This window comes from Streptococcus sp. oral taxon 071 str. 73H25AP (genome assembly GCF_000146755.1).
In the GTDB taxonomy this organism is placed as follows: domain Bacteria; phylum Bacillota; class Bacilli; order Lactobacillales; family Streptococcaceae; genus Streptococcus; species Streptococcus oralis_T.
The window spans coordinates 1,677,764-1,699,023 of sequence record NZ_GL397254.1 but is presented as its reverse complement, the minus strand read 5'-3'; the positions used below and the strand labels follow the sequence as shown (position 1 = coordinate 1,699,023).

The following is a 21,260-nucleotide window of genomic DNA, read 5'->3' as shown; positions in this document are numbered from 1 at the left end:
AATGAAATGAAAAAACTCAGCTTACTACTAGCTAGTCTATGTGCCTTGTTTTTAGTGGCTTGTTCCAATCAAAAACAGGCAGATGGGAAGCTAAATATCGTGACAACCTTTTACCCTGTCTACGAATTTACCAAGCAAGTCGCAGGAGATACCGCTAATGTAGAACTTCTAATCGGTGCTGGTACAGAACCTCACGAATACGAACCGTCTGCCAAGGCAGTTGCTAAAATCCAAGACGCAGATACCTTTGTCTATGAAAATGAAAATATGGAAACTTGGGTTCCTAAATTGCTAGAATCCTTGGATAAGAAAAAGGTGAAAACCATCAAGGCGACAGGTGATATGCTCCTCTTGCCAGGTGGTGAGGAAGAAGAGGGAGACCATGACCATGGAGAAGAAGGCCATCACCATGAGTACGATCCCCACGTTTGGTTATCACCAGTCCGTGCCATTAAACTAGTAGAGCACATCCGTGACAGCTTGTCAGCAGATTATCCTGATAAAAAAGAGACTTTTGAGAAGAATGCAGCTGCCTATATCGAAAAATTGCAAGCTTTGGACAAGACCTACACAGATGGCTTGTCTCAAGCCAAACAAAAGAGTTTTGTGACCCAGCATGCTGCCTTTAACTACCTTGCCTTGGACTACGGTCTCAAGCAAGTATCCATCTCAGGTCTCTCACCAGATGCAGAACCATCAGCAGCACGTTTGGCAGAATTGACAGAGTATATCAAGAAAAACAAGATTTCTTATATCTACTTTGAAGAAAATGCCTCACAAGCCCTCGCCAATACCCTCTCAAAAGAAACGGGCGTCAAACTAGATGTGCTCAATCCGCTAGAAAGCCTGACAGAAGAAGCAACCAAGGCTGGTGAGGACTATATCTCTATCATGGAGAAAAACCTCAAGGCTTTGAAGCAGACAACAGATCAAGAAGGACCGGAAATCGAGCCAGAAAAGGAAGAAAACACCAAGACAGTTCACAATGGTTACTTTGAGGATGCAGATGTCAAAGACCGCACCTTAAGTGACTATACTGGTAACTGGCAGTCTGTCTATCCTTTCCTTGAGGATGGAACTTTTGATCAAGTCTTTGACTACAAGGCTAAGTTGACTGGCAAGATGACCAAGGATGAGTACAAGGCCTACTATACAAAAGGCTATCAGACAGATGTGACTAAGATCAACATCACGGACAATACCATGGAGTTTGTTCAAGGTGGACAAAGTAAGAAATTTACGTATAAGTATGTCGGCAAGAAAATTTTGACTTATAAGAAAGGCAATCGTGGTGTGCGCTTCCTCTTTGAAGCGACAGATGCGGACGCTGGACAGTTCAAGTACGTTCAGTTTAGTGATCACAATATTGCCCCAGTTAAGGCAGAACATTTCCATATCTTCTTTGGAGGTACCAGCCAAGAAGCCCTCTTTGAAGAGATGGATAACTGGCCAACCTACTACCCAGATAACCTATCTGGACAAGAAATCGCCCAAGAAATGTTGGCGCATTGATGCAAGAGAAGATCCCGCAAATCTGCGGGATTTTTTGCTGGAAATGATTAGGTTGTTAGGTATTATAGTACATAGCTGTGCTGTTCACAATGTGATAAAGCAGTCATTTTTTGCTTAGTAGACTTTGGCTGATTCTAACTAGCTGGCAAATACAAAAGCTACGATTGTACAAATTATAGAATCTTTTCAGGGGATTTAGGAAGAAATCTTAGTCATATTGACGCTACTATCGCTTTTTGTTATAGTCAAGGAGAGAGCGGTCTGGAACAATAGTTTATTCACAGTCTGTGGATAAGTCTAGGAGGAAATGACATACAACTCAGGGTGTTGAAGTATCCTGATAATAGTTCCGTATATTAGTGACTTTCTAGAAAGCTAGTAGAAACCCTAGTATAAAGCTATTTGATAAAGGTCTGTTTAGGGTGAAAGCTTCCAAGTCTAAAAGCTGGAGTCTGAAAAGACTAGTTTTTAGGTATGTTTTCTTATCCACAAGTTGTGGATAACTTTGTGAACAAGAGAAAGAGATATGAGATGATGACGAAAATAAAACCACATGGACCATTACCAAGTCAGGCCCAGTTGGATTATTTAGAGGATGAACTAGCTGTCTTTATCCATTTTGGGCCCAATACCTTTTATGACCAAGAATGGGGAAGTGGGCAAGAGGATCCCAAACGTTTTAACCCGACCAAGTTGGATGCGCGTGAATGGGTTCGGGTACTCAAAGAAACAGGTTTTAAAAAGCTGATTTTGGTGGTGAAGCACCACGATGGTTTTGTCCTCTATCCGTCAGCACATACAGACTATTCGGTCAAGGCTAGCCCTTGGAGGGATGGAAAGGGGGACTTGCTCCTTGAGGTCTCCCAAGCTGCGACTGAGTTTGATATAGACATGGGAGTGTATTTGTCTCCTTGGGATGCTCACAGTCCCCTCTATCACGTGGACCGAGAAGCGGACTACAATGCCTACTATCTGGCTCAATTGAAGGAAATCTTGTCAAATCCTGCCTATGGAAATGCTGGTAAGTTCGCTGAGGTGTGGATGGATGGTGCTCGAGGCGAAGGGGCCCAGAAGGTCAACTATAAGTTTGAGACCTGGTTTGAAACCATTCGTGACTTGCAGGGCGATTGTTTGATTTTCTCAACTGAGGGAACCAGTATTCGCTGGATTGGAAATGAACGGGGCTATGCAGGGGATCCCTTGTGGCAAAAAGCCAAACCAGACCAGTTAGGAACAGAGGCTGCATTAGATTATCTACAGCACGGTGATCCCTCAGGTACGCTGTTTTCAATTGGTGAGGCAGATGTTTCCCTTCGGCCGGGTTGGTTTTACCATGAGGATCAGGATCCTAAGTCTCTCGAGGAATTGGTCGAAATCTACTTTCACTCGGTAGGGCGGGGAACACCTCTCTTACTCAATATTCCGCCTAATAAAGATGGATTCTTTGACGAAAAGGATATCCAGCGTCTCTATGAATTTGCTGCCTACCGTGACGAACTCTATAAAGAAGATTTGGCTCTGGGAGCCAAGGTATCTGGCCCTGCTCTATCACCAGACTTTGCCTGTTATCATCTGACAGATGGACGGAAGACCAGTTTTTGGGCAAGTGATGCAGAGTTTCCAATCCCATTAGAGCTCGATTTAGGGACACCTAAAACTTTTGATGTAATCGAGCTGAGAGAAGATTTGAAGCTGGGGCAACGCATCGCTACTTTCCATGTTCAGGTAGAGTTGGATGGTGTCTGGCAGGAGTTTGGATCTGGTTATACTGTTGGCCACAAACGTCTCTTACGAGGATCGGTCGTTGAGGCGCAGAAGATACGTGTGACCATTACAGAGGCACAGGCTTTGCCTTTGTTGACCAAAATCTCACTCTATAAAACACCTACCTTGTTGAAAAAAGAAGCTGTTCAGCAGCTAGACTTTTCAGAAAAAAGTCTAGCTGTGACCAAGGGAGAAAATGTCCACTTTACAGTGAAACGCAGAGAATCTAGCAGTCCTTTGGAAGCTAAGATTTCGATTCAACCAGGGACGGGTGTGCATGGTGTCGCTTATCAGGATGAGATTCAAGTTATTGAGTTTCAAGCTGGCGAGACTGAAAAAAGCTAACGCTACCAACCTTGTATTTTGCAGGAGATAAAACCTTGGACTTTTATCTGAATTTGACGGTAGATGGTCAGCTTGTAGATCAACTTCAGGTCCAAGTTTCATAAAAAAAACCTTTGCATCGTGCAAAGGTTCTTTTGGTTATGAGTGATTTGGTAGCCAGCTGAGGGTGAAGGTCAGTTGCTCAGCTTTCAAGAGGTCTTGGTGTTGGATGCTAGATACAGAGGTCTTGTCCAATCGACACTCTTTGACAAAGTTAAAATGGCTGTAGTTTTGCTCAGCATGGATATCTAGCCATTTATTTTCCTTAGCTAGGTAGACACGCAGATGGTCAAAGAGAGGGATTCCGAGGTCGTAGCTGGGTTTGCCTGGACAGGTCGGGTAGAATCCAAGAGCCGACCAGATGTACCAAGCAGAGAGACTACCGTTGTCCTCATCGCCAGGATAGGCTTGCCAACTTGGGTGAAAGGCTTTCTGACGTATCGACTTGATGAGAAGAGCAGTGTAGTCAGGGTAGTCACTGTAGCGGAAGAGATAAGGGATGTGGAAACTAGGTTGGTTGGAAATGGCGACTTGTCCAAAGGGAGCAGTAGCCATCTCGCTCATTTCATGAATCTCGTAACCATAGCCAGTTGTTTCAAAGAGAGGAGTATCCTGACAGGCTTTCAAAAGGTAGCGACTAAAGACTTCTTTTCCACCCATCAGTTGACGCAAACCTGGGATGTCATGTAAGACACCTAAAGTCGCTTGAATGGCAGAACATTCGGCGTAGTCACGTCCCCAACTGTAAGGAGAGAAGTCAGGACGGAAGTTTCCTTGACGATCTCGCGCTCGCATGTAGCCTGTCTCAGAGTCAAAGAGATGACGGAAATTTTGAGAAGAAGTGTTATAAGTGTTAGCAATCTCTGTTTTCCCTAGTTTTTCGGCACAGCTGGCGATGCAAAAATCACTATAGGCGTAGTCTAGGGTGTGGCTGACGCTTTCGTGATTGTCTGTGGATAGATAGCCCAGTTCTTGGTATTGGGTTAGTCCGTGACGACCATTGATGCCGAGAGGGTCAGACTTGGTGGCTGTTTCAAGCATGGCTTGGAGGAGTTCTTCTTCCAAGTCAGGAGCCATTTCCTTGCAGGCACTATCTGCGATAATACCGTCCAATAGAGTCCCTGGCATCATGCCACGTTCATCTGGGGCTAGCCATTTAGGCAGAAAACCAGTATCGCGGTAGCTATTGAGGAAACCTTCTAGAAAGCGGTGATAGTGTTCCGGTATGATAAGGGCAAAGAGGGGGAAGGTGGTGCGAAAGGTATCCCAGAAACCATTGTTGTTAAAGAGAACACCAGGCTTGACAGTATCAGTAGACAAATCCATGTGGATGGCCTGCCCTGACTCGTTCACCTCATAAAATGTCTGTGGGAAGAGGAAGAGTCTGTAGAGGCAGTGGTCAAAGAAGGTTCGGTCGGCTTCCCCTATCTCAAGAACATCAAAACGATGGAGGAGATTTTCCCAGTCCGCTTTCGCACTTGCTTTACAGCTATCAAAGTCCGTTTGAGGTAGATTGAGCAGCGCTTGAGAAGGGGAGATGAAAGAAGTCCCTAGTTGAATCTCGGCATGGCTATCTGCGAAGTCAATCCGCCAGTCTCCGCTTTCTTGGTTGACAGCAAGAATCTCTGTATTCATTTGCAGAGCAGTGAAGAGTATCAGCGGATTTTTATTGGTCTCAGTTTTGCCTTCTTGTCTTAGGGCAAGATTCCGCTTATCTACCTGCTCAATTGTTAAATCATCTGCAGCGTGAAGGTAGAGGGAGAGGGATTTACCTTGCTTTTGCTCTAGGCGAATAGAAGCGCCATAGCAAGTCGGTGTGAGCTGGGTTTCAATCTGATAGCGCAGAGAAAAGAGTTTCAAATAGTGAGGCTGGAAGCAAGCTTTATCTATATCATAAGAAGACTGGCGGTGAAAGAGACTGTCTCCCCCAAGCTGACCTGTGACAGGTGTCAGAAGGAGCCAAGAGTAGTCCCCAATCCAGGGGCTGGGCTGGTGGGTTAAGCGAATCCCCTGAAAGATGGGCAGGTGCGGATCGAAGAACCAAGCTCCCTCCTGGTCACTGGTCTGGGGCACAAAATAATTCATCCCAAAAGGCACGCCTGTGTATGGCAGGGTATTTCCCCGAGAGAAGGCATGCTTGCTGGCAGTGCCAAAGCGGGTATCAATGGTTTCAAGTAGTGGTTTCATAGTCTTTCCTTTAGTTGTTTTTCTACATTATATCAGAAAAATGAGGCCTTTAGATATGGGGTTCGAAAGTTAGCAATTTTGTAGAAAAATGACTATCATTTGTGTATATATTTTCTGGACTAAAAGCTATATACTGAACATGAAACTTGTTTGAAAGAGGTAAAATTAAAAATGGTTTATTCAAAAGAGATTGTCAGAGAGTGGCTGGATGAAGTAGCAGAGCGTGCCAAGGACCATCCGGAGTGGGTGGATGTCTTTGAGCGTTGCTACACCGACACCTTGGACAATACGGTTGAGATCCTAGAAGATGGCTCAACTTTTGTACTCACAGGAGATATTCCTGCCATGTGGCTTCGGGATTCGACGGCCCAACTCAGACCCTACCTTCATGTGGCTAAGAGAGATTCTCTCTTGCGTCAGACCATTGCAGGTTTGGTCAAGCGTCAGATGACCTTGGTGCTCAAGGATCCTTATGCCAACTCCTTTAACATTGAGGAAAACTGGAAGGGGCACCATGAGACTGACCACACCGACCTTAACGGCTGGATTTGGGAGCGCAAGTATGAGGTGGACTCGCTTTGCTATCCTTTGCAGTTGGCTTATCTCCTTTGGAAAGAAACAGGGGAAACCAGTCAGTTTGATGAAACTTTTGTCACAGCAACTAAGGAAATCCTTCATCTCTGGACGGTAGAGCAGGACCACAACAACTCTCCATATCGCTTTGTTCGTGATACCGACCGTAAGGAAGACACTTTGGTAAATGATGGTTTTGGTCCTGACTTTGCCGTGACAGGAATGACCTGGTCAGCTTTTCGTCCGAGTGATGATTGTTGTCAGTATAGCTACTTGATTCCATCCAATATGTTTGCCGTCGTTGTCTTGGGTTATGTGCAAGAAATCTTTGTCGAACTAGACCTAGCTGATAGCCAAAACATCATCGCAGATGCTAAACGTCTGCAAGCAGAGATCCAAGAAGGGATCGAAAACTATGCCTACACCACCAATAGCAAGGGCGAAAAGATTTACGCCTTTGAAGTGGATGGTCTAGGAAATGCTAGCATCATGGATGATCCAAACGTACCAAGTCTACTGGCTGCTCCATATCTTGGTTACTGTGCGATTGATGATGAGATTTACCAAGCAACTCGTCGCACCATTCTGAGCCCTGAAAATCCCTACTTCTACCAAGGAACATACGCTAGCGGTCTCGGAAGTTCTCACACCTTCTATCGCTATATCTGGCCAATCGCCCTTTCTATCCAAGGCTTGACAACAAGAGATAAGGCGGAGAAGAAATTCTTGCTCGATCAGCTCGTTGCCTGCGATGGTGGCACAGGTGTCATGCATGAAAGCTTCCACGTAGATGATCCAACGCTCTACTCTCGCGAATGGTTCTCATGGGCCAACATGATGTTCTGTGAGTTAGTCTTGGATTACCTGGATATCCGCTAATACTCTTCGAAAATCTCTTCAAACCACGTCAGCTTCGCCTTGTCGTAGGTATGGTTACTGACTTCGTCAGTTCCATCCACAACTTCAAAACAGTGTTTTGAGCTGACTTCGTCAGTTCTATCTACAACCTCAAAGCAGTGCTTTGAGCAGCCTGCGGCTAGCTTCCTAGTTTGCTCTTTGATTTTCATTGAGTATAAAAGGGGCTCGCTTTAGTTTCACCGATTCGTGTCAGAATCACAAATTTACATTTAAAACGTTAAAATTTAAATTTAGAATGAGGTTTTACTTCATGGAAAATGTTGTCGTACATATTATCTCACATAGTCACTGGGACCGTGAGTGGTACTTACCTTTTGAAAGCCACCGGATGCAGCTGGTGGAATTGTTTGACAATCTTTTTGATCTTTTTGAAAATGACCCTGAGTTCAAGAGTTTCCACTTGGACGGCCAAACGATTGTCCTTGATGACTACTTGGAAATTCGCACTGAAAACCGCGACAAAGTCCAACGTTACATCGACGAAGGCAAACTCAAGATTGGTCCTTTCTATATCTTGCAGGATGATTACTTGATTTCCAGCGAAGCTAACGTCCGCAATACCTTGATTGGACAAGCTGAATGTGCAAAATGGGGCAAATCAACCCAGATTGGTTACTTCCCAGATACCTTTGGAAATATGGGACAAGCTCCTCAAATCCTTCAAAAATCAGGCATTCACGTGGCAGCTTTTGGGCGTGGTGTGAAGCCGATTGGATTTGACAACCAAGTTCTCGAAGATGAGCAGTTTACTTCCCAGTTTTCAGAAATGTACTGGCAGGGTGCGGACGGAAGTCGCGTTCTCGGTATCCTCTTTGCCAACTGGTATAGTAATGGGAATGAAATCCCAGTTGATAAGGATGAAGCCCTGGCCTTTTGGAAACAAAAACTGTCAGACGTGCGTGACTACGCTTCAACCAACCAATGGTTGATGATGAACGGCTGTGACCACCAGCCTGTACAGCGAAATCTGAGCGAAGCTATTCGTGTAGCCAATGAACTCTTCCCAGATGTGACTTTTGTGCATAGTTCCTTTGATGACTATGTCCATGCAGTAGAAAGTGCTCTACCTGAGCAACTATCTACCGTTACAGGTGAGTTGACCAGTCAAGAAACAGATGGCTGGTACACGCTTGCCAACACTTCTTCATCCCGCATTTACCTCAAACAAGCCTTCCAAGAAAATAGCAACCTGCTAGAACAAGTAGTGGAACCATTGACCGTCATCACCGGTGGGCACAACCATAAGGACCAGTTGACCTATGCTTGGAAAGTCCTTCTACAAAATGCGCCACATGACAGTATCTGTGGCTGTAGCGTGGACGAGGTTCACCGTGAGATGGAGACACGTTTTGCCAAGGTCAACCAAGTCGGAAACTTCGTTAAGACCAATCTTCTCAACGAGTGGAAGGGTAAAATTGCAACCCACGAAGCCCAAAGCGACCATCTCTTTACCGTCATTAACACAGGCTTGCATGACAAGGTTGATACGGTCAGCACAGTGATTGATGTAGCGACTTGTGATTTCAAAGAATTGCACCCAACAGAAGGCTATAAGAAGATGGCAGCCTTGACCTTGCCAAGCTACCGTGTCGAAGACTTGGAAGGGCATGCTGTCGAAGCGAAAATCGAAGATCTGGGAGCTAACTTTGAGTATGATTTGCCAAAAGACAAGTTCCGCCAGGCTCGTATCGCTCGTCAAGTGCGCGTGACAGTACCTGTTCATCTGGCACCACTTTCTTGGACAACCTTCCAATTGCTCGAAGGAGAACAAGAACACCGTGACGGTATTTACCAAAATGGAGTGATTGATACGCCATTTGTAACGGTAAGTGTGGATGAAAACATCACGGTCTACGACAAGACAACTCATGAAGCTTATGAAGATGTTATTCGCTTTGAAGACCGTGGTGACATTGGAAATGAGTACATCTATTTCCAGCCAAAAGGAACAGAGCCTATCTACGCAGAACTCAAAGGCTGTGAAGTCTTGGAAAATACAGCACGTTTTGCTAAGATCTTGCTCAAGCATGAATTGACAGTTCCAGTAAGTGCAGACGAAAAACTGGATGAGGAACAAAGAGGTATCATCGAGTTTATGACGCGTGAAGCTGGACGCTCAGATGAATTGACAAGCATTCTTCTTGAAACAGAGATGACCGTCTTTGTTGACAATCCACAAATCCGCTTTAAGACTCGCTTTACTAACACAGCCAAGGACCACCGTATCCGTCTCTTGGTTAAGACTCATAACACTCGTCCAAGCAATGACTCTGAAAGCATCTATGAGGTGGTGACAAGACCAAACAAACCAGCTGCTTCTTGGGAAAACCCTGAAAATCCACAACACCAACAAGCCTTTGTCAGCCTTTATGATGATGAAAAAGGGGTGACGGTGGCCAATAAAGGATTGCACGAGTATGAAATCCTTGGAGATGACACTATTGCAGTGACCATTCTTCGTGCCTCAGGTGAGTTAGGTGACTGGGGTTACTTCCCAACACCAGAAGCTCAGTGCTTGCGTGAGTTTGAAGTCGAGTTTGCCCTCGAATGCCACCAAGCAGGGGAACGCTTCTCCGCTTTCCGTCGTGCCAAAGCCTTCCAAACACCATTCACTAGTCTTCGAGTTGCTAAACAAGAAGGAAGTGTGGCAGCGACTGGCAGCCTCTTGAGCCATGCAGCACTCAGCTTGCCACAAGTCTGCCCGACAGCCTTTAAGGTAGCTGAAAATGAAGAAGGATATGTACTTCGTTACTACAATATGAGTCAAGAAAATGTGCGTATATCAGAACACCAACAAACCATTTTGGACTTGCTTGAACGACCATACCCCGTTCATTCAGGACTCTTAGCACCACAAGAAATTCGTACAGAATTGATCAAAAAAGAAGACATTTAACAGTTTTAAAGTGTTTGATAACTAATACTATGAGATAGAAAGGAGGGGCGAAAGAGTAAGGACTAACTACTGATTCGCCCCTTTTTATGGAAAGAACAATGACCATTGCAACCATTGATATTGGAGGAACTGGGATTAAGTTTGCCAGTCTGACTCCTGATGGAAAAATACTAGATAAGACAAGTACTCCAACGCCAGAAAGTTTGGAGGATTTACTGACTTGGCTAGACCAACGCTTGGCAGAACAAGATTATAAGGGCATTGCTATGAGCGTTCCAGGCGCGGTCAATCAAGAAACAGGTGTAATTGAGGGAATCAGTGCCGTACCTTACATCCATGGCTTTTCTTGGTATGAGACGCTTGCTCATCATCAGCTACCTGTCCATCTAGAAAATGATGCCAACTGTGTTGGACTTAGTGAACTGCTAGCTCACCCAGAGATTGAAAATGCAGCCTGTGTCGTGATTGGGACAGGGATTGGTGGGGCCATGATTATCAATGGCAAGCTTCACCGAGGTCGCCACGGCTTGGGAGGAGAGTTTGGCTACATGACAACCATTGCACCAGCAGAAAAGCTCAACAACTGGTCGCAACTAGCCTCTACAGGAAATATGGTGCGATACGTGATTGAAAAATCTGGTCAGACTGACTGGGACGGACGCAAGATTTACCAAGAGGCCGCAGCTGGCAATGTTCTTTGTCAAGAAGCCATTGAGCGCATGAACCGTAATCTGGCTCAAGGCTTGCTCAATATCCAGTATCTCATCGATCCAGATGTCATTAGTCTGGGTGGCTCCATCAGTCAAAACCCAGACTTTATCCAAGGCGTCAAAAAAGCTGTTGATGAATTTGTCAAAACCTACGAAGAATACACGGTCGCACCTGTTATCCAAGCCTGCACCTATCACGCAGATGCCAATCTCTACGGTGCCCTTGTTAACTGGCTACAGGAGGAAAATCAGTGGTAACATTTACAGGGCTTAGTCCCAAACAAGAGCAAGCATTAGAGTTGCTTAAAAAGCATATTTCGCTAGCAGATGTAGAGGTAGCAGTCGCTCAGTCTGACCAAGCCTCTATCTCTATCAAGGGTGAGGGTGCCCGCTATCAACTGACTTATCGCAAACCTCACCAACTTTACCGTGCCTTGTCCTTATTGGCAACGGCTCTAGCAGAAGCTGACAAAGTAGAGATTGAAGAACAAGCGGCTTATGAAGATTTAGTCTACATGGCTGACTGTTCCCGAAATGCAGTGCTAAATGTGGCTTCTGCCAAGCAGATGATTGAGGTCTTGGCTCTCATGGGCTACTCAACCTTTGAGCTTTACATGGAAGATACTTATCAGATTGAGGGGCAACCATACTTTGGTTACTTCCGTGGAGCCTATTCAGCAGAGGAGTTGCAGGAAATCGAAGCCCATGCCCAGCAGTTTGATATGACCTTTGTGCCTTGTATCCAGACCTTGGCCCACTTGTCGGCCTTCGTCAAATGGGGCGTTAAGGAAGTGCAAGAACTCCGTGATGTTGAGGATATCCTCCTTATCGGTGAAGAAAAGGTTTATGATTTGATTGATGGCATGTTGGCCACTCTGTCTAAACTGCAAACTCGCAAGATCAATATCGGGATGGATGAAGCCCACCTGGTTGGCTTGGGACGCTATCTTATCTTAAACGGTGTTGTGGACCGTAGTCTCCTCATGTGCCAACACTTGGAGCGCGTGCTGGATATTGCAGACAAGTATGGTTTCCACTGCCAGATGTGGAGTGATATGTTCTTTAAGCTCATGTCAGCTGATGGTCAGTACGACCGTGACGTGGAGATTCCAGAGGAAACTCGTGTCTACCTAGACCGTCTTAAAGATCGTGTAACCTTGGTTTACTGGGATTATTACCAAGACAGCGAAGAAAAATACAACCGTAACTTCCGCAATCACCATAAGATTAGTCAAGATATCGCCTTTGCAGGTGGTGCTTGGAAGTGGATTGGTTTTACGCCTCACAACCATTTCAGCCGTCTCATTGCTGTTGAGGCCAATAAAGCCTGTCGTGCTAATCAGATCAAAGAAGTCATTGTGACTGGTTGGGGGGACAATGGTGGCGAAACAGCCCAGTTCTCTATCCTACCAAGCTTGCAAATCTGGGCAGAACTCAGCTATCGCAATGACCTAGACCGTTTGTCTGCTCACTTCAAGACCAATACAGGTCTATCGGTCGAAGACTTTATGCAGATTGACCTAGCCAACCTCTTGCCAGATCTACCAGGCAATCTCAGTGGTATCAATCCCAACCGCTACGTCTTTTATCAGGATGTTCTCTGCCCTATTCTTGACCGACACATGACACCTGAACAGGACAAACCTCACTTTGCTCAAGCGGCTGAAACTCTTGCTTCTATCAAAGATAAAGCAGGCCTCTACGCCTATCTCTTTGAAACTCAGGCTCAGTTGAACCAGATTTTAAGCAGTAAAGTGGATGTGGGACGACGCATCCGTCAGGCCTACCAAGTAAACGATAAGGAAAGTCTACAAGAAATTGCAAGACAAGAATTGCCAAAACTCAGAAGTGAGATAGAAACCTTCCACAAACTCTTTAGCCACCAATGGCTGAAAGAAAATAAGGTCTTTGGCTTGGATACGGTCGATATCCGTATGGGCGGACTCTTACAAAGGATTAAGCGAGCAGAAAGTCGCATCGAGGCTTATTTAGCAGGTCAGCTTGACCGTATCGAAGAATTAGAAGTCGAAATCCTACCATTCAACGATTTTTATGGAGACAAAGACTTTGCAGCCACAACAGCCAACCAGTGGCACACCATTGCGACCGCTTCGACGATTTATACGACTTAGGAGTAGAATATTGACAAACATCTTCTTTATAAAAAGAAGATGTTTTTGCTTAAATATAATATTTAAAAATAGATAAAATATAGGAAGTGGGGGATATTTGATAGAATAACATATTCAGCAATACATGTGCTTAAAAGCTATATGAATCAAGAATTTTATTAAATTAGGTGGTAGATTTTAACTGTATCAGTTGAATTATCAGAAGTCAAAATGTATAATGTAGAATAGAGGTTTTCTATGCGTAGAGGTTGTAAAAGTCCATCTCTAATAAAATAGTCATATGTCAAACTTAGAAAGGAATATAGAAAGTGAAAAGTTTTAAAATTTACAAGGGAAGACATGAAAAATTTTCTCTACGAAAGAAAAATGTTGGACTTGTTTCGATTGCAATCGCTAGCTTGGCGATATATGGAGTAGCGCTTGATACACCAACTGTACAAGCAGATGAAAACAACAATCTGAGCAGTCTAGTAGAGACTAGCTCGACAACTGATGTGAAATCAGAAAATAATAGTGATCAATCAGCAGTGGTGGAGTCAGAGAAAGTATCTTCAGCCACAGAAGTTAAGGAAACAGAAAAAGCTACTAGTCCAGCACCAACTGTTGAACAAGCAGAAAAGGAAGTGTCAGTTTCAAAAACTGCACCTAAAGTGGAAGGGGCAGACAAAAAATCCGTAGCTCCTTCAAACTCGACAGCAGTCGCGAAAGAAACTCCAGCACCTGTTGAGTCTAAGCTGGTTGAAAAGTCTACTGATGGGCAAACAGCAGCTACTCCTCGTTCGACTGCTCCGGTACGTACGCGCAGAAGTTTGCAACAAAACCCAACTCAAATCTCGAATTTTTCAGTAACGGTTACGACTAAAGATGGAACACTTATGAATCCGGGTGATACAAAACCCTTACCTGCTCAAGAAGTTTCCCTTGACAAGGTTCAAATGGACTTTAAAATCACACAAGATGGGACGCTGAAAAAAGGTGATGTTCTCCGTATTCCGGTCAAATTGGAAAATAATGCCTACGGTGCTTACTATGCAAATCTTGGTTCTGGAACAGCAGAGCATATCGAGGGTGTTGGAACAATTAAATTTGTACATTCTGCCCCAAATAATCTTGCCTATGAAATCACCTTAGACCAAAGCTTCCAAGATATGCCTCAAAATACTGAAAAGACGGTATCAGTTACTCAAAAGGCAGCGACTATTGGGAAATTTACAGCAAAATCAAGTTATGAAAATATTATTTTAGAAATAAATGGCAATAAGTTTACTTTTAAACCAACACCAAGAACATTTGAGAAAGCACAGGCGCCTTTTGCTGTTTATAATAGTGCAAGTAGCGATAGAGCAAATTCAATAAAAATAGGCACTTCAACTGGGGATGCAAATTATTATAATAATTTATTGTCAAGCGATGGTATCAACCCTGGACAAACAGGAATTCCAAATGGTGATATCATTTCTGTCCATCGTATAAAACCAGGTAATGGGTCAAAAATTGTTAGTATCAAACCAGACCTTAAAAGATATACTTCTACTTTAGCAATTAGTGAGGATGGAAAATATCTTGTTAAAGGAGATACTTCAACTTCTATTAGCATCAATTCAGATCCAGATAATAAGTTAATAAATCTACCTGCAAATTCAACAAATGATACTATTCTTAAAGCATTAAAGCAAGCAGGCAAAAATTCTTCAGTTGTTATTGATAATGGAGATGGGACCTACACAGTTGCTATTAATTTAGGAAAAATGACAGGAAATGGTGCTACTACCTATCATGATATTTGGCCAACTGACGACTATGCTCAAATGGGCGATCAATATCAGGAAATCAACAGAACAGAAGAAGTCAATAAAAAAGTTAGTGCTATTTTAAAGGATGCTAGTGTCATTCAAGGAACTGGGCATTCAACACGAATTACTTTTGCAGATTCCTCAATTAAGAATACTATAACGAATGAGTCAAGAAGTTATAGTTATAACGTTGATGACAATGGTAATGTAACTAAGCTTAAAGAAGAAACGATTTCTGCCACAACAACCCCATCCGTTGCGCGTGCTGAAGGTCAGAAGAAGATTACAATACACTATGTCGATACAAACGGCAAGGAAATTGAAACTCAGGACTATAAATATGGTTATCCAGCAGGAGGAACTGCCACTCCAACCCCTGATTATAACGCTAATCCAAAAACAATTACAGGCTACACACTTGTAACAGCTGATACGGCAATCGCGTCGTATGGTACACAGTTAAAGACTACTAAACAAATTCCATTCACTAGCAACGACCAAGAATTTTATTATGTCTATTCAGCTAAAAAATCTAGTGCCAAAGTTACGTATATTGACGATGATACTAACGGAGGAAAAGTTCTTGAAACGAAGGATTTGAATGGTTTTTATGGGCAGACTGATCCTTATCGAACAGCTGAAACCATTAAGACGTATACCGATAAAAATTATGAACTTGTTTCAGACAATTATCCAACAAATGGTGTAACCTATAATGAAAATCTTCAAACCTTTGAAGTTCATTTGAAACACAAAAAGACGTCAGTAGCAGAAGAAAAGACGGTTAAGGAAACTATCCATTATACATACGAGGGTGGTGCACCAGCAGCTCCAGACCATACTAGTAGCTTAAAATTCACCAGAACAGCAACAACTGACCTTGTTACAAATGTTACAACTGGTGATTGGACAGCGGAAAATGGAACAAGTTTTGCAGCCGTAACATCACCAACAATCAAAGGTTACACTCCAGATTTAGCGGAGGTTCCAGCAGTTGACAATATTACGGCTAACAGTGACAATATCGAAAAGACAGTTGTTTACAAAGCTAATCCAGCTAGTGCAAAGGTAACTTATATCGATGACACAACAGGGGAAACGCTTGAAACGAAGGATTTGAATGGTTTTTATGGGCAGACTGATCCTTATCGAACAGCTGAAACCATTAAGACGTATACTGATCGAAATTATGGACTCGTTTCAGATGGTTATCCAGCAACTGGTGTAACCTATAATGAAAATCTTCAAACCTTTGAAGTTCATCTACGTCATAAGGGAGCTGCAGTTCAAGAAACAAAGACAGTCACAGAGACCATCAAGTATGTTTATGAAGATAACACAGAGGCAGCGGATACGAAGGTTCAGACTTTGAAGTTCTATCGGATTAACAACAAGGATCTGGTGACTAATAAGATTGTCTATAAGGGTCCTTGGTTCCCGTCTACCGGAACCTTCCCAGAGGTAGTTTCTCCAAAGATTGATGGTTATACACCAGATAAGGCAACTGTAGCAGCCGTTGAACAGATTACGGGAGATAGCGCAGATATTGAAGAAACGGTTACCTATAAAGCAGATAAGCAAAAAGTAACCTATACCATCATTGACGACACTGCCCAAAAAACGCTGAAAGATAAGGAAGTACTTACCAGCGGAGGCTCTGATACTCCTCTTCCAGACAGTGCCCGAGAAAAATATGATTTAATGGTGAATGCTTATCTAGCTCAAGGTTATGAATTGGTTTCTAAAGACCAGCTTCCAGCTAAGTTCGACCTTGACAGTAGCCACGATCAAAATGTGGTTGTTCACTTGAAGCATGGTACAACTGATATCCAAGAAAGCAAGTCTGTAAACTTGACTGTTCGTTACCATGGTGCTGGCGGACAAACACCAGCAGATAAGGTGCAAACAGCGATTTGGACTCGTACCGTAACAAAAGATAAAATCACAGGTACAGAAGTTTCTGCCACAGCTTGGACAAGCGACAAAGCAAACTATGATGCTGTTCCGTCTCCAATGATTCCTGGTTATAGCGTGGATATTGCAACGGTTCCAGCAGAAACCGTTACTCAAGAGAATATTGTTAAGGATGTATATTACACAATCCAAACGCAAAAAGTTACTTACACAGTTGTAGATGAGACAACAGGTCAGACTCTGGAAAATCAAGTTGAATTGACAACAGGCGAGTCTGGTGCTGCTCTTCCAGCTGCAGCACAAACGAAATACGACACCGTAGTCGCAGGCTACTTAACACAAGGTTACGAAGTGACTTCTAAGGATGAATTGCCAGCCCAATTTGACACCGACAGCAGCGTGGACCAAAACGTGGTCATTCGCTTGAAACACAAAGTGTCAACTTCTACAGAAACCAAGACTGTAACGCAAACGATTAACTACGTCTACGAGGATGATAATACACCTGCAGCTCCGGAGAAGAAAGCTAGTTTGACTTTCACTAGAGAAGTGAAAACAGATGAAGTGACGAAGGATGTTACACCGGGGGCTTGGGCACCATCTACTGGCACCTTCCCAGAGGTAGTTTCTCCAACTGTTGATGGCTACACACCAGATAAGGCTAAAGTTGACGCAGAAACCGTAACTGCTGATCAGGCTGACATCAAGGTTACGGTTAAATACAAGGCTGACAAACAAAAAGTAACCTATACAATTATTGATGATACAACTAATACCACTTTGGAAGATAAACAAGAGCTTACAAGTGGGAACTCTGATACACCTCTTCCAAATGGTACAGAAGCGAAGTATGATTCAATCGTGGACGCTTACCTAGCCCAAGGTTATGAATTGGTTTCGAAAGACCAGCTCCCAGCTAAGTTTGACCTCGATAGTGGTTATGACCAAAATGTAGTAGTTCATGTGAAACATGGTACAAGTTCTAGCAAAGAAAATAAAGCAGTAAGCATGACAGTTCGCTACCACGGTGCCGGTGATCAAACCCCAGCAGACAAGGTGCAAACAGCAACTTGGACACGTACAGTAACGACAGACAAGGTAACAGGCTCTGTTGTGAGCACTACGGATTGGACAAGCGACAAGGCAAACTATGACGCAGTCCCATCACCAGTGATTCCAGGTTACACAGTAGATATTGCGACTGTTCCATCAGAAGTGGTTACCCAAGAAAACATTGTCAAGGATGTGCATTATACTGCTCAGAATACAGCTCAAACCCAAAAAGTTACTTACACAGTTGTAGATGAGACAACCGGTCAGACTCTGGAAAAGCAAGTTGAATTGACAACAGGTGAGTCAGGTACGGTTCTTCCAGCTGCTGCGAAAACGAAATACGACACTGTGATTGCAAGTTATCTGGCACAGGGTTACGAAGTGGCTGCTAAGGATGAATTGCCAGCTCAGTTTGATACCGACAGTAGCGTAGACCAAAACGTGGTGATTCGCTTGAAACACAAAACTGTTTCAGTTGAGGAAACCAAACAAGTAAGCATGACTGTTCGTTACCATGGTGCCGGTGGTCAAACTCCAGCAGATAAGGTACAAACAGCGACTTGGACACGTACCGTAACGACAGACAAGGTAACTGGCTCTGTTGTGAGCACGACGGATTGGACAAGCGACAAGGCAAACTACGACGCTGTCCCATCACCAGTGATTCCAGGTTACACTGTAGATATTGCGACAGTTCCATCAGAAGTGGTTACCCAAGAAAACATTGTCAAAGATGTTCATTATACTGCAGTGCCAGTAAGTCCAGAGGTTCCTAACACTCCGGATACTCCAGTTAAGCCAGAACCACCAGTAACTCCATCAACTCCAGTCAAACCAACTCCTCCAATGACACCGCTCACCTCAGGACATCCAGCTTCACCAGCTACGTCAGCATCAGTTCTTCCGCGAACAGGTGAATCTCAAGTTGGTTCAAGCCTTGTAACGCTGACAGGTCTAGGTTTGCTTCTATCAGTTCTTGGTTTGGCAGGACGTCAGAAAAAAGAGGACGAATAACTTTTTATAAGTTGTAAAAAGTCAGGTCTTTCATTGAAGAAATACTAGAAATAGTTTAAAGATGAATGATTTAGTGGAAAAATGAGCCCCGCAGGCAACCTCAGTTAGTTGACTTGTGGGGCTTTTCCCTTGTTTTGAGGAATGAGACTCAGAAAGGAGCAAGTGCAAATAGAGACTTTTGGTCGCTGAAATAGAAGCGAGGCGAAATCACTAAATGATTCCGCCTCGTTTCTATTTTAAATCTTGCACGGAGCTTATATCTTTCGGTTTTTCTTACTGTAAAAGGTTCCTGCTAAAAGACCGAGAATAGCTGGTGCTACCGCAATAAGTGTTAGTGAAACCCATTCTGCTGTAATAAACCGCTCACCAAAAACGACAAATGGAATGAGCCAGTTAAAAATCCCTGTAAATGGGAAGAACCATTTATAACAAACCCTTCTTTTACCAGCAGAAAAGCCACATAACAATTCGACACTAGGAGCCAAAAGGTAAAAATAAAGCAGGCTGTAGCCCATCTCTTCCCCTATAATCCTACTTAATCCCCAACAATAGCACGAGGGCATAAAAGGCGTCTTAATCAATTGTTTCGTGTTCAACCTCCTGTCCCAAATCCGGTATAATCATTGTTTCAATAATGTTTTCGACAAGCGAAGTAAATTGCCAAAAGAATAAAGGTAGGGATATTTGCAAGCAAAAAAGTTAAGGAAATCAGACAGAAAATCTCCCACCAGGTTATGTTGTTAGTTAAGGCCAGAGAGAAGATTGTCAATAAAGAAAAGCAATAAGTTATGCCTGGCAGTATGAAACCCAGCTACTTACTTTCTTTTTTGGAGAGAAAAATCTGTAATAGGATTCCTCCAGTCAGGATTGGCAATATGATAAATGAAACGATTACGGTTCTCATTTGTTTCAACTCCCTCCATCATTTTGATATTCAGACGTTACTATGTCAGACGAATCAAAGGAATAGATGTATTGGAGCTTATAAGCGCAGTTTCTTTACCTACAGTCTCCAGAATACCCATTTCATATTGAAAGTAACACTAAATAAAGTAAAAGTCAATCAAGAGATTAATGCTTAAGAGAGATGGAGGATTGCTACCCTCTTATTCCTAAGTTCTAAAACATCTATATAAGATATTTTGAACTGACTATTATCCCCATTCTTTTCAGAGCTATCTCTGAGAGCAAGGAGTACAATAGAAAAAATAGCTTGGAAGGAGTATAATGAAGGTATAAAGATAGTTTGGAGGTCTGACCATGAAAAAGCTACTACTAGTCCTAGCTACTAGCATGCTAGTCTTATCTGCCTGCCATAAAATGACAGAGGATGGAGCAACTAGTCCGTCAATACCAAGGGAGCAACAAACCAAGGAAACAACCAACTATTTTCACTATTTAGCAGATTCCTATCGAAAAGCTCTTTCGCACGAAAAAGAATCCAAGGATACAACTGTTCAGTCACCGATGGCTGCCACAGTTGCAGCCATGGAAGAACTCCAGTTATCTAATCCGACTGATCAAGCCTTGATTATGAAGAACTACTCAGATTTTCATAAGCTGATCCAATACAACACCGAAAAGTGGGAAGAAGAGTTTGCAAGTTGGGCTTCTTCTATGGGGCAGTTCTATCATAGACTAGAGCATAGAAACTTTGATGAAAAGAATGATCTCATCAAAAAATTAGAAGCAACAACTGTCTCTCAGAAAAGTGTCAAATGGAATGTTTTTGGAGTATCGAGTGACAATGCCTATGATTACTTGGTTTTGGATGCCTACTATGACAATCAGGACAAACATTTCTACCTATTTACACTGAAGGATGGGCAAGCACAGGTCTTGTATACCGATAAGACACTGGAAACTATCCTTACTGCAAATTTTGAAGAGACTGAGAATACAGATTTAGCGCAACGTTTTAAGGAATTTCTATTAAAAACAAGTGTAACCACAGAGAGCGAGCCAGATACAGATAATAGTTCTTTAATAGACAAGATAAAAACGGCCATGGAATCCTATTCGGATAGTAAAGGTGAAAGATTTAAGTCAACTAACTTAGCAACATATGGTCACTACTATGGACTTGCAGTGCCAGACCAGATAATGCAATTTGGACAAGTAGATGGGGTGAATTATACTTTTAAATGGTATGGGTATAGTGCAGGTTCAGGTTCAGGGCGGTTTGAAATCCTAGCTTGCTATGTGAATGAAGCAGAGAAAGAGGTGATTCTCTTTGGCTACAAGGATGGTAATCCTGCTCTTTTACACACCGAAGGAAGACCAGAGATTGATAAAAATGAATCAGGGGCTATCATAAATGCCCAGGTTCATTTTGTCGAGTTTCATCACCCAATATTAGAACAAGTTTTCAATTAGTAAAGAGGAAATACATTTATCGCATGTAGAGTGT

Annotated in this window: 10 protein-coding genes and 1 pseudogene; 8 read left to right on the top strand and 3 right to left on the bottom strand. The window is 43.2% G+C overall.

The genetic code is table 11. From position 1 onward, the window contains the following. Positions 1 to 6 precede the first annotated feature (6 nt). Both adcA and HMPREF9189_RS10465 read left to right on the top strand, forming a co-directional pair. Entirely contained in the window at positions 7 to 1,512 is a 1,506-nt protein-coding gene (adcA, locus tag HMPREF9189_RS10470; RefSeq protein ID WP_000736545.1) for a zinc ABC transporter substrate-binding lipoprotein AdcA, read from the top strand. Between the two features lie 534 nt (positions 1,513 to 2,046). After that, positions 2,047 to 3,725: pseudogene (locus HMPREF9189_RS10465) on the top strand (alpha-L-fucosidase). 34 nt (positions 3,726 to 3,759) lie between these two features. Here the strand turns inward: HMPREF9189_RS10465 and HMPREF9189_RS10460 are convergent. Continuing rightward, entirely contained in the window at positions 3,760 to 5,847 is a 2,088-nt protein-coding gene (locus HMPREF9189_RS10460) for a GH92 family glycosyl hydrolase (RefSeq protein ID WP_000803424.1), read from the bottom strand. Positions 5,848 to 6,018: 171 nt separating this feature from the next. Here HMPREF9189_RS10460 and HMPREF9189_RS10455 point away from each other — a divergent pair, with 171 nt between their 5' ends. Next, positions 6,019 to 7,299 carry a glycoside hydrolase family 125 protein gene (locus HMPREF9189_RS10455; RefSeq protein WP_000263075.1) on the top strand — a complete coding sequence of 427 codons (1,281 nt, stop codon included), beginning with the start codon at positions 6,019 to 6,021 and terminating at the stop codon, positions 7,297 to 7,299. Here the strand turns inward: HMPREF9189_RS10455 and HMPREF9189_RS12595 are convergent. Further along, positions 7,296 to 7,487: a hypothetical protein gene (locus HMPREF9189_RS12595; protein WP_000693085.1), complete on the bottom strand. Its 192-nt coding sequence runs from the start codon at positions 7,485 to 7,487 to the stop codon at positions 7,296 to 7,298. The two genes, HMPREF9189_RS10455 and HMPREF9189_RS12595, sit on opposite strands and share 4 nt — an antisense overlap. Positions 7,488 to 7,588: 101 nt before the next feature. Between HMPREF9189_RS12595 and HMPREF9189_RS10445 the strand changes: the two genes are divergently transcribed. From HMPREF9189_RS10445 to HMPREF9189_RS10430, 4 genes are all read left to right on the top strand, one after another. Next, positions 7,589 to 10,234 carry an alpha-mannosidase gene (locus HMPREF9189_RS10445; protein WP_000432744.1) on the top strand — a complete coding sequence of 882 codons (2,646 nt, stop codon included), beginning with the start codon at positions 7,589 to 7,591 and terminating at the stop codon, positions 10,232 to 10,234. 98 nt (positions 10,235 to 10,332) lie between these two features. Next, positions 10,333 to 11,202, top strand: coding sequence for an ROK family protein (locus HMPREF9189_RS10440; protein ID WP_000150732.1), 870 nt, complete (start codon positions 10,333 to 10,335; stop codon positions 11,200 to 11,202). Next, positions 11,196 to 13,076: a beta-N-acetylhexosaminidase gene (locus HMPREF9189_RS10435; RefSeq protein WP_000256039.1), complete on the top strand. Its 1,881-nt coding sequence runs from the start codon at positions 11,196 to 11,198 to the stop codon at positions 13,074 to 13,076. The genes HMPREF9189_RS10440 and HMPREF9189_RS10435 overlap by 7 nt, the downstream gene beginning before the upstream one ends. A 308-nt stretch (positions 13,077 to 13,384) precedes the next feature. Then, the gene (locus HMPREF9189_RS10430; protein ID WP_000834569.1) at positions 13,385 to 18,850 is read left to right on the top strand and encodes a MucBP domain-containing protein; all 5,466 of its coding nucleotides are present in this window, start codon (positions 13,385 to 13,387) and stop codon (positions 18,848 to 18,850) included. A 254-nt stretch (positions 18,851 to 19,104) separates the two neighbouring features. Here HMPREF9189_RS10430 and HMPREF9189_RS10425 read toward each other — a convergent pair whose 3' ends face one another. Beyond that, positions 19,105 to 19,365 (bottom strand): hypothetical protein, encoded by a 261-nt coding sequence (locus tag HMPREF9189_RS10425; RefSeq protein ID WP_000542374.1) that lies wholly within the window; start codon positions 19,363 to 19,365, stop codon positions 19,105 to 19,107. A gap of 745 nt (positions 19,366 to 20,110) precedes the next feature. Between HMPREF9189_RS10425 and HMPREF9189_RS10420 the strand changes: the two genes are divergently transcribed. Beyond that, positions 20,111 to 21,226: a DUF4767 domain-containing protein gene (locus tag HMPREF9189_RS10420; RefSeq protein ID WP_000735126.1), complete on the top strand. Its 1,116-nt coding sequence runs from the start codon at positions 20,111 to 20,113 to the stop codon at positions 21,224 to 21,226. The last annotated feature ends 34 nt before the right edge of the window (positions 21,227 to 21,260 follow it).

Excerpts from the sequence above, each read along its gene's own strand:
- adcA (WP_000736545.1), top strand. The coding sequence starts at position 7 with ATGAAAAAACTCAGCTTACTACTAGCTAGTCTATGTGCCTTGTTTTTA.
- HMPREF9189_RS10460 (WP_000803424.1), bottom strand. The coding sequence starts at position 5,847 with ATGAAACCACTACTTGAAACCATTGATACCCGCTTTGGCACTGCCAGC.
- HMPREF9189_RS10455 (WP_000263075.1), top strand. The coding sequence starts at position 6,019 with ATGGTTTATTCAAAAGAGATTGTCAGAGAGTGGCTGGATGAAGTAGCA.
- HMPREF9189_RS12595 (WP_000693085.1), bottom strand. The coding sequence starts at position 7,487 with ATGAAAATCAAAGAGCAAACTAGGAAGCTAGCCGCAGGCTGCTCAAAG.
- HMPREF9189_RS10445 (WP_000432744.1), top strand. The coding sequence starts at position 7,589 with ATGGAAAATGTTGTCGTACATATTATCTCACATAGTCACTGGGACCGT.
- HMPREF9189_RS10440 (WP_000150732.1), top strand. The coding sequence starts at position 10,333 with ATGACCATTGCAACCATTGATATTGGAGGAACTGGGATTAAGTTTGCC.
- HMPREF9189_RS10425 (WP_000542374.1), bottom strand. The coding sequence starts at position 19,365 with ATGGGCTACAGCCTGCTTTATTTTTACCTTTTGGCTCCTAGTGTCGAA.
- HMPREF9189_RS10420 (WP_000735126.1), top strand. The coding sequence starts at position 20,111 with ATGAAAAAGCTACTACTAGTCCTAGCTACTAGCATGCTAGTCTTATCT.